Annotated in this window: 11 protein-coding genes; 4 read left to right on the plus strand and 7 right to left on the minus strand. The window is 68.8% G+C overall.

The window, feature by feature from the left end; all coding sequences use genetic code 11:
• Nucleotides 1–213 precede the first annotated feature (213 nt).
• Both QWJ38_RS05020 and QWJ38_RS05025 read left to right on the plus strand, forming a co-directional pair.
• On the plus strand, nt 214–2,715 hold the full coding sequence (locus QWJ38_RS05020; RefSeq protein ID WP_290357939.1) for a hypothetical protein: 2,502 nt from the start codon (nt 214–216) through the stop codon (nt 2,713–2,715).
• A 31-nt stretch (nt 2,716–2,746) separates the two neighbouring features.
• Entirely contained in the window at nt 2,747–4,807 is a 2,061-nt protein-coding gene (locus QWJ38_RS05025; protein ID WP_290357940.1) for an ATP-dependent helicase, read from the plus strand.
• A 37-nt stretch (nt 4,808–4,844) separates the two neighbouring features.
• Here the strand turns inward: QWJ38_RS05025 and QWJ38_RS05030 are convergent, their stop codons facing one another.
• On the minus strand, nt 4,845–5,888 hold the full coding sequence (locus QWJ38_RS05030; protein WP_290357941.1) for an SGNH/GDSL hydrolase family protein: 1,044 nt from the start codon (nt 5,886–5,888) through the stop codon (nt 4,845–4,847).
• 191 nt (nt 5,889–6,079) lie between these two features.
• On the opposite strand from QWJ38_RS05030, the gene QWJ38_RS05035 reads away from it, so the two are divergent.
• Nucleotides 6,080–6,763 (plus strand): lysoplasmalogenase, encoded by a 684-nt coding sequence (locus QWJ38_RS05035; RefSeq protein WP_290357942.1) that lies wholly within the window; start codon nt 6,080–6,082, stop codon nt 6,761–6,763.
• A gap of 41 nt (nt 6,764–6,804) precedes the next feature.
• Here QWJ38_RS05035 and QWJ38_RS05040 read toward each other — a convergent pair whose 3' ends face one another.
• Genes QWJ38_RS05040 through QWJ38_RS05050 form a run of 3 tightly spaced genes read right to left on the minus strand, consistent with a single transcriptional unit; the run spans nt 6,805 to nt 9,490 of the window.
• Nucleotides 6,805–7,671: a LytR/AlgR family response regulator transcription factor gene (locus QWJ38_RS05040; RefSeq protein WP_434063941.1), complete on the minus strand. Its 867-nt coding sequence runs from the start codon at nt 7,669–7,671 to the stop codon at nt 6,805–6,807.
• Nucleotides 7,668–8,078: a hypothetical protein gene (locus QWJ38_RS05045; RefSeq protein WP_290357943.1), complete on the minus strand. Its 411-nt coding sequence runs from the start codon at nt 8,076–8,078 to the stop codon at nt 7,668–7,670. Before QWJ38_RS05045 ends, QWJ38_RS05040 begins: the two co-directional genes overlap by 4 nt.
• Entirely contained in the window at nt 8,075–9,490 is a 1,416-nt protein-coding gene (locus QWJ38_RS05050) for a sensor histidine kinase (protein ID WP_290357944.1), read from the minus strand. Before QWJ38_RS05050 ends, QWJ38_RS05045 begins: the two co-directional genes overlap by 4 nt.
• 276 nt (nt 9,491–9,766) lie before the next feature.
• Here QWJ38_RS05050 and QWJ38_RS05055 point away from each other — a divergent pair, with 276 nt between their 5' ends.
• On the plus strand, nt 9,767–10,249 hold the full coding sequence (locus QWJ38_RS05055) for a hypothetical protein (RefSeq protein WP_290357945.1): 483 nt from the start codon (nt 9,767–9,769) through the stop codon (nt 10,247–10,249).
• 88 nt (nt 10,250–10,337) lie between these two features.
• On the opposite strand, the gene QWJ38_RS05060 is transcribed toward QWJ38_RS05055, so the two are convergent.
• The 3 genes from QWJ38_RS05060 to QWJ38_RS05070 are packed head-to-tail and all read right to left on the minus strand — an operon-like array spanning nt 10,338 to nt 12,117.
• The gene (locus QWJ38_RS05060; protein ID WP_290357946.1) at nt 10,338–10,913 is read right to left on the minus strand and encodes a YceI family protein; all 576 of its coding nucleotides are present in this window, start codon (nt 10,911–10,913) and stop codon (nt 10,338–10,340) included.
• 56 nt (nt 10,914–10,969) lie between these two features.
• Nucleotides 10,970–11,536, minus strand: a complete 567-nt coding sequence (locus QWJ38_RS05065) for a YceI family protein (RefSeq protein ID WP_290357947.1) — start codon at nt 11,534–11,536, stop codon at nt 10,970–10,972.
• Nucleotides 11,533–12,117 carry a cytochrome b gene (locus QWJ38_RS05070; protein ID WP_290357948.1) on the minus strand — a complete coding sequence of 195 codons (585 nt, stop codon included), beginning with the start codon at nt 12,115–12,117 and terminating at the stop codon, nt 11,533–11,535. Before QWJ38_RS05070 ends, QWJ38_RS05065 begins: the two co-directional genes overlap by 4 nt.
• Nucleotides 12,118–12,286: the final 169 nt, after the last annotated feature.

Consider the following 12,286-nt stretch of genomic DNA (forward strand, 5'->3'; position numbering starts at 1 on the left):
CTCAACAATCAAGCCACCATCTGCCCGCGAGTTCGCTCCGATGAAGCTCAGCCGCCAACGACTTCAGTGCGCGCTGCCAGGCGCCGGCCTCCTGTCGCTGGCCCGCCAGCGCCGCGCTTGAACAGCAGCCATCCGGCCCACGGCCTGCCGGCATCCTATGATGCCGCGCGACGGCCAAGCCCTGGCAGTCACGCCCATGCCGCTGCTGCCACGATGACCGTTGTCGCCTCGATCCCGAACCGAGCCTCGCTGTGGGCCGCCCTGTTGCTGTCCGGCCTTTGCGCCGGCGCCGGCCTGTTCCTGGCCCTGCATTACCCGCTGTCGGCGCCGGCCGCCGTCGGCGTCTGGCTGGCCGTCGCGCTGGCGGCGCTGCGCTGGTGGCCGCGCACGCCGGCGCTGCTGCTGGGTCTGCTGCCCATCGTCGGCTTCGCGCCCTGGAGCGGCTGGATCAGCTTCGAGGAACTGGACCTGCTGGTGCTGGCCTGCGCGGCAGGCGGTTATGCCGGCGTGGCCCTGCGCCTCGCGCCGCAGCAGGAACGCGCGCCGGCCTGGCGCCATATGCTGGTCTATTCGCCGCTGGTGCTGCTGTTGCTGACCCTGTTTGGCGCCTCCCTGCTGCTGGCGCTGCAGCGCGGCATTGCCGATGCCGGCGGCTTCGTCTTCGGCTGGTACCAGGGCTATCACGAGCCCATGAACAGCCTGCGCCTGAGCAAGAGCTTCTTCCTCGTTGCGTTGCTGCTGCCGCTGTGGAAGCAGGCCGGGGCCAGCCGGCCGGGCGAGCTGAGCCGCGCGCTCTTGTGGGGCATGGTGCTGGCGCTGGCCGGCTGCTGCCTGGCCGCGATCTGGGAGCGCCACGCCTTCACCGGCCTGCTGGACTTCAGCACCGATTACCGCAGCACCGCCCTGTTCTGGGAGATGCATGTCGGCGGCGCCGCGCTGGACGGCTGCCTGGCGCTGACGGCTCCCTTTGCCGTGCTGGCGCTGCTGCGCGCGCGCACGCCGGCGCAGTTCATGGCGATGATGCTGCTGGCCATGCTGACCGCCTATGTCTGTCTGACCACGTTTTCGCGCGGCGTCTACCTGGCCGTGCCGCTGGGGCTGGCGACCCTGGTGCTGCTGCGCGGCGGCCAGCGCCGGCGCGCGATTCGAGTGGCCGGCGCGAACACGGCGCCGCTGATGTCGGTGCCGCCGGCCGCCAAGCTGGGTGGCCTGCTGCTGGCGGCCGCCTTTGTCGGCGCCGCGGCGCTGATGTTCGGCAGCAGCGGTTACCGCGGCCTGCTGGCCCTGCTCGGCGCGATGCTGGTGCTGCTGATCATGCCGGCCAGTCTGTGGCTGCCGAGCACCGGGCAGCGCGTGACGGCCGTGCTGGCCGGCGGCGCGCTGGCGGCGCTGCTGTCCGGCGCCTGTCTGGCCTTGTCGATGGCGGTGCCCAAGGCCGCCTACGCGACCTATCTGCTCGCGCTCGCCTGCGCGCTGTTCCTGCGCTGGCGCGACAAGCCGGGCCAGGCGCAGCCCATCCATGCCTGCCTGCTGACCGCCAGCTGGTTCTGGCTGCTGGCCGGCGTCGTCACCGTTGCCGACTACTGGGGCGGCCCGATCGCGCGCTGGGATGCGTTCCGGCCGCTGCTGCTGCTGACCCTGCTGTGGCCGCTGATGCTCATGCGGCCGGCGCTGTGGCCGTTCAAGGCTCAGGGCATTCCGGGCTGGCGCGATCGCGGTTTGCTGTTCGGCGGCCTGCTCTTGGCGGCCTCGGTGATCTCGGCGCTGGCCGGCGGCGCCTATCTGCGCGACCGGGTTTCGAACTGGCGCCAGGATCTGCAGGTCCGCTTCGATCACTGGAACGAAGGGCTGGCGATGCTGCAGACGCCGCAGGACTGGCTGCTCGGCAAGGGCGCCGGCCGCTTCGTCGCCAATCATTTCTTCACCGGCCCGGCTGCCCAGCACACCGGCGACTACCGGCTCAAGAGCGGCACCGATGGTCGGTTCTATCTGGTGCTCAGCGGCGGCAAGCATGTGCTGGGCTATGGCGAGCTGTTCCGCGTCTCGCAGCGGATCGCCCCGCCGCAGGGCGAGGTGCTGCTGCGCGCGCGCGTGCGGGCGACGCAGGATGTCAGCTTGCAGGCCGAGATCTGCGAGCGGCATCTGCTCTATATCCAGAACTGCCTCGGCGGCGTGCTCGGCGCCAAGGCCAAGCCGGGCGAATGGCAGGAACTGAGTCTGCCGCTGGGCCGCGCGCCGGCGATGGGCGGCGCCTGGTATGCGCCGCGCCTGATCAGCTTCGCGATTGCAATGAACCAGCCGGGCAGCGTCGCGGAGATCGCCGCGCTGCGCCTGAGCGATGTCAGCGGCCGCGAATTGCTGGCCAATGCGGACTTCTCGGACGGCATGGCGCATTGGTTCTTCTCCAGCGACCGCCACCACCTGCCCTGGCATGCCAAGAGCCTGGGCCTGCATGTGCTGCTCGAGCAGGGATTGATCGGCGTCGCGCTGCTGACGCTGCTGGTGCTGTTGGCGCTGTGGCGACTCAGCTTCGGTCGCGGCCGCGAGCATGTGCTGGCCCCGGCCCTGGTCGCCAGCCTGCTGGGCTTCCTCGCCGTCGGTCTGTTCGACAGCCTGATCGATGCTCCGCGCATCGGCTTCATGTTCTATGCGCTGCTGGGTGTCGGACTGGGCCTGCGGGCGCTGCCCGGCGCCGTGGTCGAAAAAGCGGGATAGCTATCATGCTCGGCCGCACCGAAGTATTGCCATGGCCGACGCTCCTCCTTCCCTGAATCCCGCCCAGCTCGAGGCCGTCCACCATCTGCACGGCCCCTGCCTGGTGATCGCCGGCGCCGGCTCGGGCAAGACGCGGGTGATCACGCAGAAGATCGCGCGCCTGCTGCAGGCCGGCTACCAGTCCAAGAACATTGCCGCCATCACCTTCACCAACAAGGCGGCGCAGGAGATGCGCGAGCGCGCCAAGCACCTGATCGGCGCTCGCGCCGCCAAGGACCTGGTGATCTCGACCTTCCATTCGCTGGGCGTGCGCATCCTGCGCAGCGAAGGCTCGCGGGTGGGGCTGAAGGAGCAGTTCTCCATCCTGGACAGCGACGATGTGCTGGGCGTGCTGCGCGACGCCGGCGGCACCGTCGATGCCAACCAGGCGCGCAGCTGGCAATGGACGATCTCGCTGTGGAAGAACATGGGCCTGAACGCGCAGCAGGCCGCCGCCGCCGCCAAGGATGAGGACGAGCACACGGCCGCCATCGTGATGGCGCGCTACCAGGAGCGGCTGGCCGCCTATGGCGCGGTCGACTTCGACGACCTGATCTCGCTGCCGCTGCGCCTGCTGACCGAGGACGCCGAGGCGCGCGGAAAATGGCAGGACCTCCTGCGCTATGTGCTGGTCGACGAATACCAGGACACCAACGCGGTGCAGTACGAGCTCTTGAAACAGCTGGTCGGCGAGCGCGCGATGTTCACCGCCGTCGGCGACGACGACCAGAGCATTTATGGCTGGCGCGGCGCGACGATCGAGAACCTGAAGCGGCTGCCGCTCGACTATCCGCAGCTGAAGGTGATCCCGCTGGAGCAGAACTACCGCTCGACCGGCGCCATCCTGCGCGCGGCCAACAACGTGATCGCCATCAATCCGAAGCTGTTCCAGAAGAAGCTGTGGAGCGAGTTCGGCGACGGCGATCCGGTCGCCCTGGTCGAGTCGGACGGCGAGGAGCATGAGGCCGAACGCGCCGTTGCGCGCATCAATGCCTTGCGCGGCGATGGCCGGGCGCCGAAGTTCGCCGACTTCGCCATCCTCTACCGCGCCAATCACCAGGCGCGCGTGTTCGAGAAGGCACTGCGCCGCGCCGACATCCCCTACAAGGTCAGCGGCGGCCAGAGCTTCTTCGACAAGAGCGAGATCAAGGATCTGTGCGGCTGGCTGCGCCTGCTGGTCAACCAGGACGACGACCCGGCCTTCCTGCGCGCGATCACGACGCCCAAGCGCGGCATCGGCCACCAGACCCTGGGCGCCTTGAGCGAGTTCTCCGGCAAGTGGAAGTGCAGCATGTACGAGGCGCTGTTCGCCGAGAGCCTCGGCACCGTGCTCTCCAAGAAGGCGATCGGCTCGCTGCACGAGTTCGGCCGCTATGTGAACGAGCTCGAATACCGCTGCCGCCACACCGAGGGCGACGAGGCCGCCCGCAAGCTGCTGCTGGAATGGCTGAGCGACATCGGCTACGAGCAGCACCTGCTCGAGAGCGAGGAGAACGAGAAGATCGCCGCTGCGCGCTGGGGCAATGTGCTGGACTTCGTCGACTGGGTGGCCAAGCGCTGCGGCGGGCAGAAGAGCGAGGAGGACGGCATCAGCTTCGTCGAGCCGACGCAGACGGTGCTCGAGGTTGCGCAGACGATCAGCGTGATCCTCTCGCTGGCCGAGCGCGGGGACGAGCAGGACCAGGTCACGCTGACGACCTTGCATGCCTCGAAGGGCCTGGAATGGCCGCATGTCTTCCTGGCCGGCGTCAACGAAGGCATCCTGCCCTTCAAGGCCGACGACGAGGAGATGACCCCGCAGCGGCTTGAGGAGGAGCGGCGGCTGATGTATGTGGGCATCACGCGCGCGCGCACCACCCTGGCCGTGTCGACCCTGCGCCGGCGCAAGAAGAGCCGCGAGATCGTGATGGGTATCCCCAGCCGCTTCATCTCGGAGATGAAGCTGCACGAGAGCGGCAACAAGGAAGACCCGCGCGAGCGCCTGAAGAAGCTGCGCGAGGCGCTGGCGGCCAAGGGCGCGGCCAGCGCCGCGGCGCAGAGCAAGGAACCCTGAGCCAGCGGCGCCGCGGCCGCGCGAGGAAGAGGACGGCTCAGGCCTGGCGGCGGCCGGCGTGTCGCCGGCTGATCAGCCAGGCCAGGCCGAGCGCCATCAGCAGCCAGCTGGCCGGTTCGGGCACCGCCGCCGTTGCCGCCATCAGCGCGGCCGCGCCCAACTGGGCATGCAGGGCGGCGGTGGGGTGGATGTAGTCGAAATAGAGGTACTGCTGCGGGTTGGCGCACAGCGTCAGCGGCGCGCCGCCGAGCGCGCTGCCATCGACGTCGCCGCTGTAGCAGGCGCTGCCCACATTGCTGTAGCCATAGGCGGCCGGGTTGGCCGTCGTCGCCGTCTGCAGGGCGAAGACATCGAAGCTGCGGATGTCGAGGCCCGCGGCTTGCGCCTGCATCAGCACGCCGCCGAGCGCGTTATTGAAGGCGATGCTGGCGTTGTGCGCGCCGGCCGAGATCGTCGCGTTGTTGAAGGCGCGCACGGCCGGTGTCAGCGACAGGTCCGGCATGTTCGGAATCAGGAAATGGCTGGCGCCGCGACCGGCCAGATTCTGGATCGCACTGCCAAGGCCGCCCAGCACCGTCGTGATCGCCGTGCCGACGGCGCCCGGGTTGCCCTGGGCCGCGGCCGTCAGGCCGTCGCGCAGATTGTTGGCGCCTATCCACAGCACATAGAGCGCGTCCGGATCGGCCAGCGCGTGATTGCTGCCATAGGCGGCAATCTGCTGGTTGAAGCTCAGCGCCGTCGGCGGCAGGCCGGCCGTCACCGAATCCATGCGCGCGCCGCCGAAGGCGTAGGCCGTGCCGCCCTGCACCGAGGGCAGCAGCGGCGCCAAGCCCAGGCCGGTGGCCAGATGGTCGGCGTAGTTCAGCCCGTTGCTGAAGCGGCCGCTGATGCCGCCGCCGCTGTAGTAGGTGGTGTTCGGCACCGCGCCGCCGGTCACGAGCAGGTCGTTGCCGACATCGGACAGACTGTCCCCGAACACATAGAGCTGCGAATAGGCCTGGGCCGGCGTCATCGCCAGCGCCGCCAGGCCCAAGATCAGGGGCGCCGCCCGGCGCAGCACGGACATGAAGATCGGCGTCATGATTTCCCACTCGCTTTCCGTTGATGCGGCGACACAGGCCGGCGAGCGATTCTGGCCGAGGCAAGACCCGGCGCGCTCCGCGGCGCTCGGCTTGTCCGTCATTTTGATGACAAGGCCGGACGGGCCGCGACGGCGATCGGGCACGGGCTTACCCGCGCAGGGCGTCAGGTCTTGCGCGGTCAGAATGCCGCATGATTTTTTCCGCCTCGCCCCGCCTGTTCGCGGCGCTGACCCTGCTCAGTGCCCTGGTCGCCATCCTGGCCCTCGACGCGCACGCGCCGACGCTGCCGCGCGAGTGGGGCTTTGCCGCCAAGCCGCTGACGACCCTGCTGATCATCGCCTTTGCCTGGCAGCGCGGCCGCGCGACGCCCCAGCTGCGCCGCTGGGTGCTGGCGGGCCTCGTCGCTTCACTGGCCGGCGACGTGCTGCTGATGCTGCCGCAGGGTTTCGTGCCGGGGCTGCTGGCCTTTCTGGCCGCGCATGCCTGCTACCTGCTTGCCTTCACGCGCGTGCGGCGCCTGGCCGCCTGGCCGTGGAGCTTCGCCGGTTACGGCCTGCTTAGCGCCCTGCTGCTGACCCGCTTGTGGCCCGGCATCCCGCCCGCCCTGCATCTGCCCGTGGCCTTCTATGTCTGCTTCCTCGCCGCGATGGCGGCGCAAACGGCCGTCGTCGCCTGGTTCGGACGCGGCACGCCGGCCGCACGCCGCGACGCCTTGCTGGCGCTCGGCGGTGCGCTCTTTTTGACGTCCGACACCTGCCTGGCCTTCAACAAGTTCGCCGGCCCGCTCCCGGTGGCCGCGATGCTGGTGCTGCCGACCTACTGGGCGGCGCAGTGCTGCATCGCGAATTGGCTGGCGCCACGCGCGACGGGCTGAGCGCCTCGACCTGCAGCGTCCGCAGGGCGCGGGCGAGGGGTTCACATCCCCTTGAACAGGTGCGTGTAGCTGCGGCTGACCTCGAGCTTCTCGGTCGAGCCCTTGACGCCGACCAGCTGGCGACCGCGGAAGTCGCGGGTGATGCCGTCGATCGCGCGGGCGTTGACCAGGGTCGAGCGGTGGATCTGCCAGAACAGCTGCGGATCGAGCTCGTCGACCAGCTCCTTGATCGGCTTGCGGATCAGCGCCTCCAGCTTGGCCGTCTGCACCCGCGTGTACTTCTCGTCGCTGATGAAGAACAGCACCTCCTCGACCGGGATCATCTGGATCGCCTGGCCGACGCTGGCCTGTATCCATTGCAGATAGCTGCGCGCGGCGCCGCCCGGGTTCAGCTGGGCGGACAGCTTGTGCAGCAGCTGCTGCAGCGGCGCGGCGCTGGCGTCGGCGGGCGCGCTCTCCTCACCCCGGCGCTGGGCCAGGCGCTTCTGGATGCGCTCGACGGTGACCTGCAGCCGCTCCTTCTCGGCCGGCTTCAGCACATAGTCGGCCACGCCCTGCTCGAAGGCCTCGACCGCGTACTGGTCGTAGGCGGTGATGAAGACGATCTCGGGCAACTGCCAATCGTCGTCCTCCGGCAGCTGGGCGATCTGGCGCGCCGCGTCGACCCCGGTCAGGCCCGGCATGCGGATGTCGAGGAAGACCAGGTCCGGCCGGTGCTGCTGGACCAGCTCGACGGCCTCCAGCCCGTTCTTGGCCTCGGCGACGATCTCGAGCTCGGGCCAGACCTCGGTCAGCCGGCCGCGCAGCTGTTCGCGCATCAGGCGCTCGTCGTCGGCCAGCAGCGCGCGCACGCGCGTCGAAGAAGAAAGGGGGGAGGCGGGAGAGGGCGGGTTGGCGGTGTCGTTCATGCCGCGATATTAGCCTTGGGCTTGCGGCGCAACAGCAGCCACAGCAGCAGCACGATGATCAGGATCGGCGAGAACAGCAGCGCGCCGAGGCTGACCACGCCCAGCAGCAGACCGCCGAACACCAGGCCCATGATCAGCAGCGGCAGGCCCAGGCCCAGCAGCAGGGCCAGCGGCACGACGATGGCGCAGACCAGGCCGGCCACGAAGAGGCCGATGACGGCACCGAGCCAGTCGCCGAAGCCGTGACCGGCGCCCAGACCCTGCAGATCGAGATCCTCGCCATTGATGCTGAGGCTGAAGTCGGGCTGCACCGACAGCTGATGCCACAGCGCCGTGCCACCGAGCAGGGCCAGCACCGCCAGCAGCACGCCGGCCAGCAGGAAGAACTTGAACACGCGCTTCATCATGCCTTCACTCCTTCATTGCCATGCATTGCCTCATCGACACGGCTGCGATAAGGGACGGTGATGGTGACGATGGTGCCGCTGGGCTGGTTCTCGGTCACCGTGACCGCGGCCTTGGGGCCGTACAGCAGCATCAGCCGTTCGCGGATATTGGCCAGGCCGACGCCGGTGCCGCCGGTGGCGGCGCGGCCGAAACCCAGGCCGGTGTCGGCCACCGTCACCGCCAGCTTGCCGTGCACGATCTCGGCCTTGACCTTCAGCAGGCCGCCCTCGGCCTTGGGCTCCAGCCCATGCTTGATCGCGTTCTCGACCAGGCCCTGGATCATCATCGGCGGGAACTCGGCCGACTGCAGGCCCTCGGGCACGTCGATCTCGGTCGAGAGCCGCTCCTCCATCCGCACCTTGAGGATCTCCAGATAGGGCTTGATGACGGCCAGCTCGCGGCCCAGGTCGCGCACGCCGCTGGCATTGGCCTCGCGCATGGTCGGCATCGAGGCGCGCAGCAGGGCGATCAGGTTCTTCTGCATCTGCGAGGCGCGCGGCGGGTCGGTCTCGATCAGGTGGTCGATGGAGGCCAGGGTGTTGAACAGGAAATGCGGCTCGACCTGGGCCTGCATCGCCGCCATCCGCGCCTCGACGACCTGGCGCTTCAGCGATTCGGCCTCGGCCGTCTCGGTCGCCTGCGCGGCCTTGACCTCGGCCTGGATGCGGCCCTTGTAGGTGATCTTGATGACGGCCGAGCCGAGGATCAGGAAGGCCGCCAGATTGACCAGGAAGTCGCCCAGGCGGATCACCGTCGTGCGCACCCGCGGCTTGTTCTGCATCGCTTCGCGCTCGGCCTCGGCCGCCTCGCGGGCGGCCTCGCGGCTGTCCTGCGCCGCCTCCTCGATCGCCTGGCGTGCCTCCTCGACCGCCTTGCGGATTTCGTCGGTGCGCGCGCTCTTGGGCAGGTCGATCGTGATCGAAGGCAGATCGCTGGCGGCGTCGATCGGATCGCCGGCCGGCGCACCGGTGCCGCTGGCCGCGGCGCCGATGCCGCTGGCAGCGCCGACGCCGCTGGCAGCGCTGGCGGCGCTGGCCGCATTGCGCGGATGGACGCGGATGCCGCGTTCGTCGATCGTCACCTCGTAATGGATGGGCTTGTCGGTCGAGACGGCCGGCTTGGGCGGCTTCGGCGCACGCGGCGGCCGGCTCGGCGCCTCGGTCTCGACATGCTCGCTGATGCGCCAGGTGAACGGCGGCAGGTCCTGCAGGATGTTGGTGCCGATCAGCAGCGCCAGGGACAGCAGGATGAAGCGCTTCCAGCTGATGCCGACCAGCCAGTTCGCGTAGATGTGGAAGCCGCGCACGACGGCGGACGAGAAGCGCTGCCAGCGTTGGTACAGGGTCGGCGAGTGAGGGGTGGCTGCGTTCATGAGGGAGAGGGCCTTGTGCTATGCCTCGCACTGTACGCATCACCGCCGGGCCGGTCGCGGCCCGGGCGACACGCGGGCCGGATCGCGGCCTGAACTGCAGCAAAGCGTGACAGTCCGTGCAGGCCGCGGCGCCCGTCGTGCCCGCCTAGGTGCAACCCCGAAGTCGGGGATACACCGGCGGCCGCCCGCCAATTGCCGGTTATAAAGCGCAGCCCCGGAGGATCCCGGGGCGAAAAGCAATAAATCGGTCACATCAATCACAAGGAGGGAGCCCCGATGCTTCGTATGTCCACGGGCCTGATCGCGCTCGTACTGACCCAGATCGTCGGCTGCGCATCGATCGTCAACGGTCAGAACCAGAGTGTGTCGGTCGACGCCCGCAGCGATGCCGGCGTGCTGGCCGGCGCCAACTGCACGCTGAGCAACAACAAGGGCACCTGGTATGTGTCCACCCCGGGCACGGTGACCGTGCAGCGCAGCTTCGAGGACATGGCGGTCAAGTGCGAGAAGACCGCCTACGAGCCGGGCCTGGCCACCTTCAAGTCCAGCACCAAGGCAATGGCCTTCGGCAACATCATCTTCGGCGGCGTCATCGGCGCCGGCGTCGACGTCGCTACCGGCGCCGCCTACGACTACCCGGCCGTGCTGACGGTCATGATGGCCAAGGCCGGCCAGGCCGCGCCGGCGCCGGCTGCGGCGGCCTCGGATGCCCAGCCGACGACGACCGCCGCAGCGGCGTCGCCGACCGCGGTCAAGTGACGGCGGGCGCGGCGATGGGCCGCGCCGCCAAGCAAGAAGGCCCGCCTAGGCGGGCCTTTGTCTTGCCGAATCGCGCGGGTCTGGCGCCTTACTGCTTGATCGCCTCGACCTGGATCACCAGCTTGACGTTCTTGGAGAAGCCATAGGCCAGGCCGTAGTCGATGCCCCATTGGGTGCGGTCGATGACGGCCTCGAAATCGCCGCCGCAGACCTCGCGCTTGAGCATCGGGTTGTCGTAGCAGTTGAAGTTCAGGGCCTTCAGGGTCGCCGGCGCGGTCTTGCCCTTCAGCGTCAGTTCGCCGCTGACCTCGGCCACCTTGTCGCCGTTGAAGACGAACTTGTCGCCGACGAATTTGGCGGTCGGGAACTTCTCGGCCGAGAAGAAGTCGTCGCTGAGCAGGTGCTTGTTCATCGGCCCGACGCCGGTGTTGACCGAGGCGATGTCGAAGCTGATGTCGACCTTGCCGGATTTGGCGGCCTTGTCGAAGACGACCGTGCCTTCCTTCTTGTCGAAGCGGCCGCGGTTGGTCGAGGTGCCGAAATGCTGGATCTCGTAGGTCACGAAGGTATGCGACGGGTCGATCGCATAGGTGGCCGGCGCGGCTTGGGCGGCGGTGGCGGCGGCCAGCAGGGTGGCGGCGAGCGCCAGGGACTTCTTGATCATCATCGTCATCGTTCCGTTCGGTGGTGGGAAGGGGTTGGGGAGGAAAGGAAAAATCGTCAGAGTGGCGCGAGGCCATTGAAGGCCAGCTTGAAGCGGACCTGCACCTCGTTGGCGACCATCGAGGTGTCGGCCCATTCGCCGTCGCCGATCTTGAACTCCAGCCGTTTCAGCACGAAGCCGCCGCTGGCGGTGGAGACCGCGCCGGCCTGGGCCAGCGCGATCGGCACGACGATGTCGCGCGTCTGGCCCTTGATCGTCAGCTTGCCGGCGACCTCATACTTGCCCGGCCCGGTCGCCTTCACGGCGCTGCTCTGGAAGCTCGCCTGCGGCATCTTCTTGCTGTCGAACCAGGGCGTCTTGGCCAGCTCGGCCTCCAGCTCCGGTGCGCCCAGCGCGACGCTGGCCAGATCGATGGTGAAGGCGACCTTGCCGGTCTCGGGCTTCTTCGGGTCGAAGTTCAGCTGGGCGTCGAAGCGCTTGAAGCGGCCGTCGACCGGCACGCCCATCTGCTTGCTGGTGAAGACCAGCTCGCTTTGCGCAGGCAGCAACTGGGCCGGCTTGGCCTGGGCCAGGGCCAGCGAGGCGGCGCCGGCGAGCAGGGTGGAGAGCAGCAGTCGTTTCATGATGAGGATTTCCTTTGCGGCAGCATGCGCAGCAGCAGGCCGTCGCGGTCGATGAAATGGTGCTTCAGCGCCGCGCCCAGATGGGCCAGCACCAGCAGCGCCAGGCCATAGGCCAGCAGCTTGTGGACCTGCTTCAGCGTCTCGGCCAGCGCCTTGTCCGGCGCGACGAAGTCCGGCAGCGGCAGCAGGCCGAACCAGACGATGGGAAAGCCGGCCGCCGAGCTGTAGGCCCAGCCGGCCAGCGGCACGGCGAAGAACAGCAGGTAGAGCCCGCCATGGGTCCAGTGCGCGGCGCGGGCCTGCCAGGCCGGCATGGCCACATCGGCCGGCGGCCGGTGCGTCAGCCGCCACAGCAGGCGCAGGGCCGACAGCGCCAGAATCGTCACGCCGGCCCATTTGTGCCAGTTGTAGAGCTTCAGCCGCGCCGGCGAAAAGGGCAGGCCGCTCATGTAGAGGCCGACGCCGAAGGCGCCGACGATGGCCAGGGCCAGCAGCCAGTGCAGCGCAATCGCGACCGCACCGTAACGGGCCGGGCGGGTGGCGCTGGGGCTGGCGGGGCGAAGAGTCGAGGTGCTGCTCATGGAATCGGCGTTGGGGCTTGCGAACGGTCGTCAGGCTTCGCAGTATGTGGGTCCGTCCCCGCCCGGCAGTTCACCCGACTTGATGCCAATGTTCAGCCGATTTGAATGCTCGACCGGTTGATTGTTCGCTGGCGAACCGGGCTGCTCCGGTCATATTCCCCTAGGAGGC

The organism is Roseateles violae (assembly GCF_030410485.1).
Lineage (GTDB): Bacteria > Pseudomonadota > Gammaproteobacteria > Burkholderiales > Burkholderiaceae_C > Roseateles_D > Roseateles_D violae.

Coding starts and splice junctions, on each gene's coding strand:
- QWJ38_RS05060 (WP_290357946.1), bottom strand. CDS start 10,913: ATGATCAAGAAGTCCCTGGCGCTCGCCGCCACCCTGCTGGCCGCCGCC.
- QWJ38_RS05070 (WP_290357948.1), bottom strand. CDS start 12,117: ATGAGCAGCACCTCGACTCTTCGCCCCGCCAGCCCCAGCGCCACCCGC.
- QWJ38_RS05055 (WP_290357945.1), top strand. CDS start 9,767: ATGCTTCGTATGTCCACGGGCCTGATCGCGCTCGTACTGACCCAGATC.
- QWJ38_RS05045 (WP_290357943.1), bottom strand. CDS start 8,078: ATGATGAAGCGCGTGTTCAAGTTCTTCCTGCTGGCCGGCGTGCTGCTG.
- QWJ38_RS05040 (WP_434063941.1), bottom strand. CDS start 7,671: ATGAACGACACCGCCAACCCGCCCTCTCCCGCCTCCCCCCTTTCTTCT.
- QWJ38_RS05035 (WP_290357942.1), top strand. CDS start 6,080: ATGATTTTTTCCGCCTCGCCCCGCCTGTTCGCGGCGCTGACCCTGCTC.
- QWJ38_RS05050 (WP_290357944.1), bottom strand. CDS start 9,490: ATGAACGCAGCCACCCCTCACTCGCCGACCCTGTACCAACGCTGGCAG.
- QWJ38_RS05065 (WP_290357947.1), bottom strand. CDS start 11,536: ATGAAACGACTGCTGCTCTCCACCCTGCTCGCCGGCGCCGCCTCGCTG.
- QWJ38_RS05020 (WP_290357939.1), top strand. CDS start 214: ATGACCGTTGTCGCCTCGATCCCGAACCGAGCCTCGCTGTGGGCCGCC.
- QWJ38_RS05030 (WP_290357941.1), bottom strand. CDS start 5,888: ATGACGCCGATCTTCATGTCCGTGCTGCGCCGGGCGGCGCCCCTGATC.
- QWJ38_RS05025 (WP_290357940.1), top strand. CDS start 2,747: ATGGCCGACGCTCCTCCTTCCCTGAATCCCGCCCAGCTCGAGGCCGTC.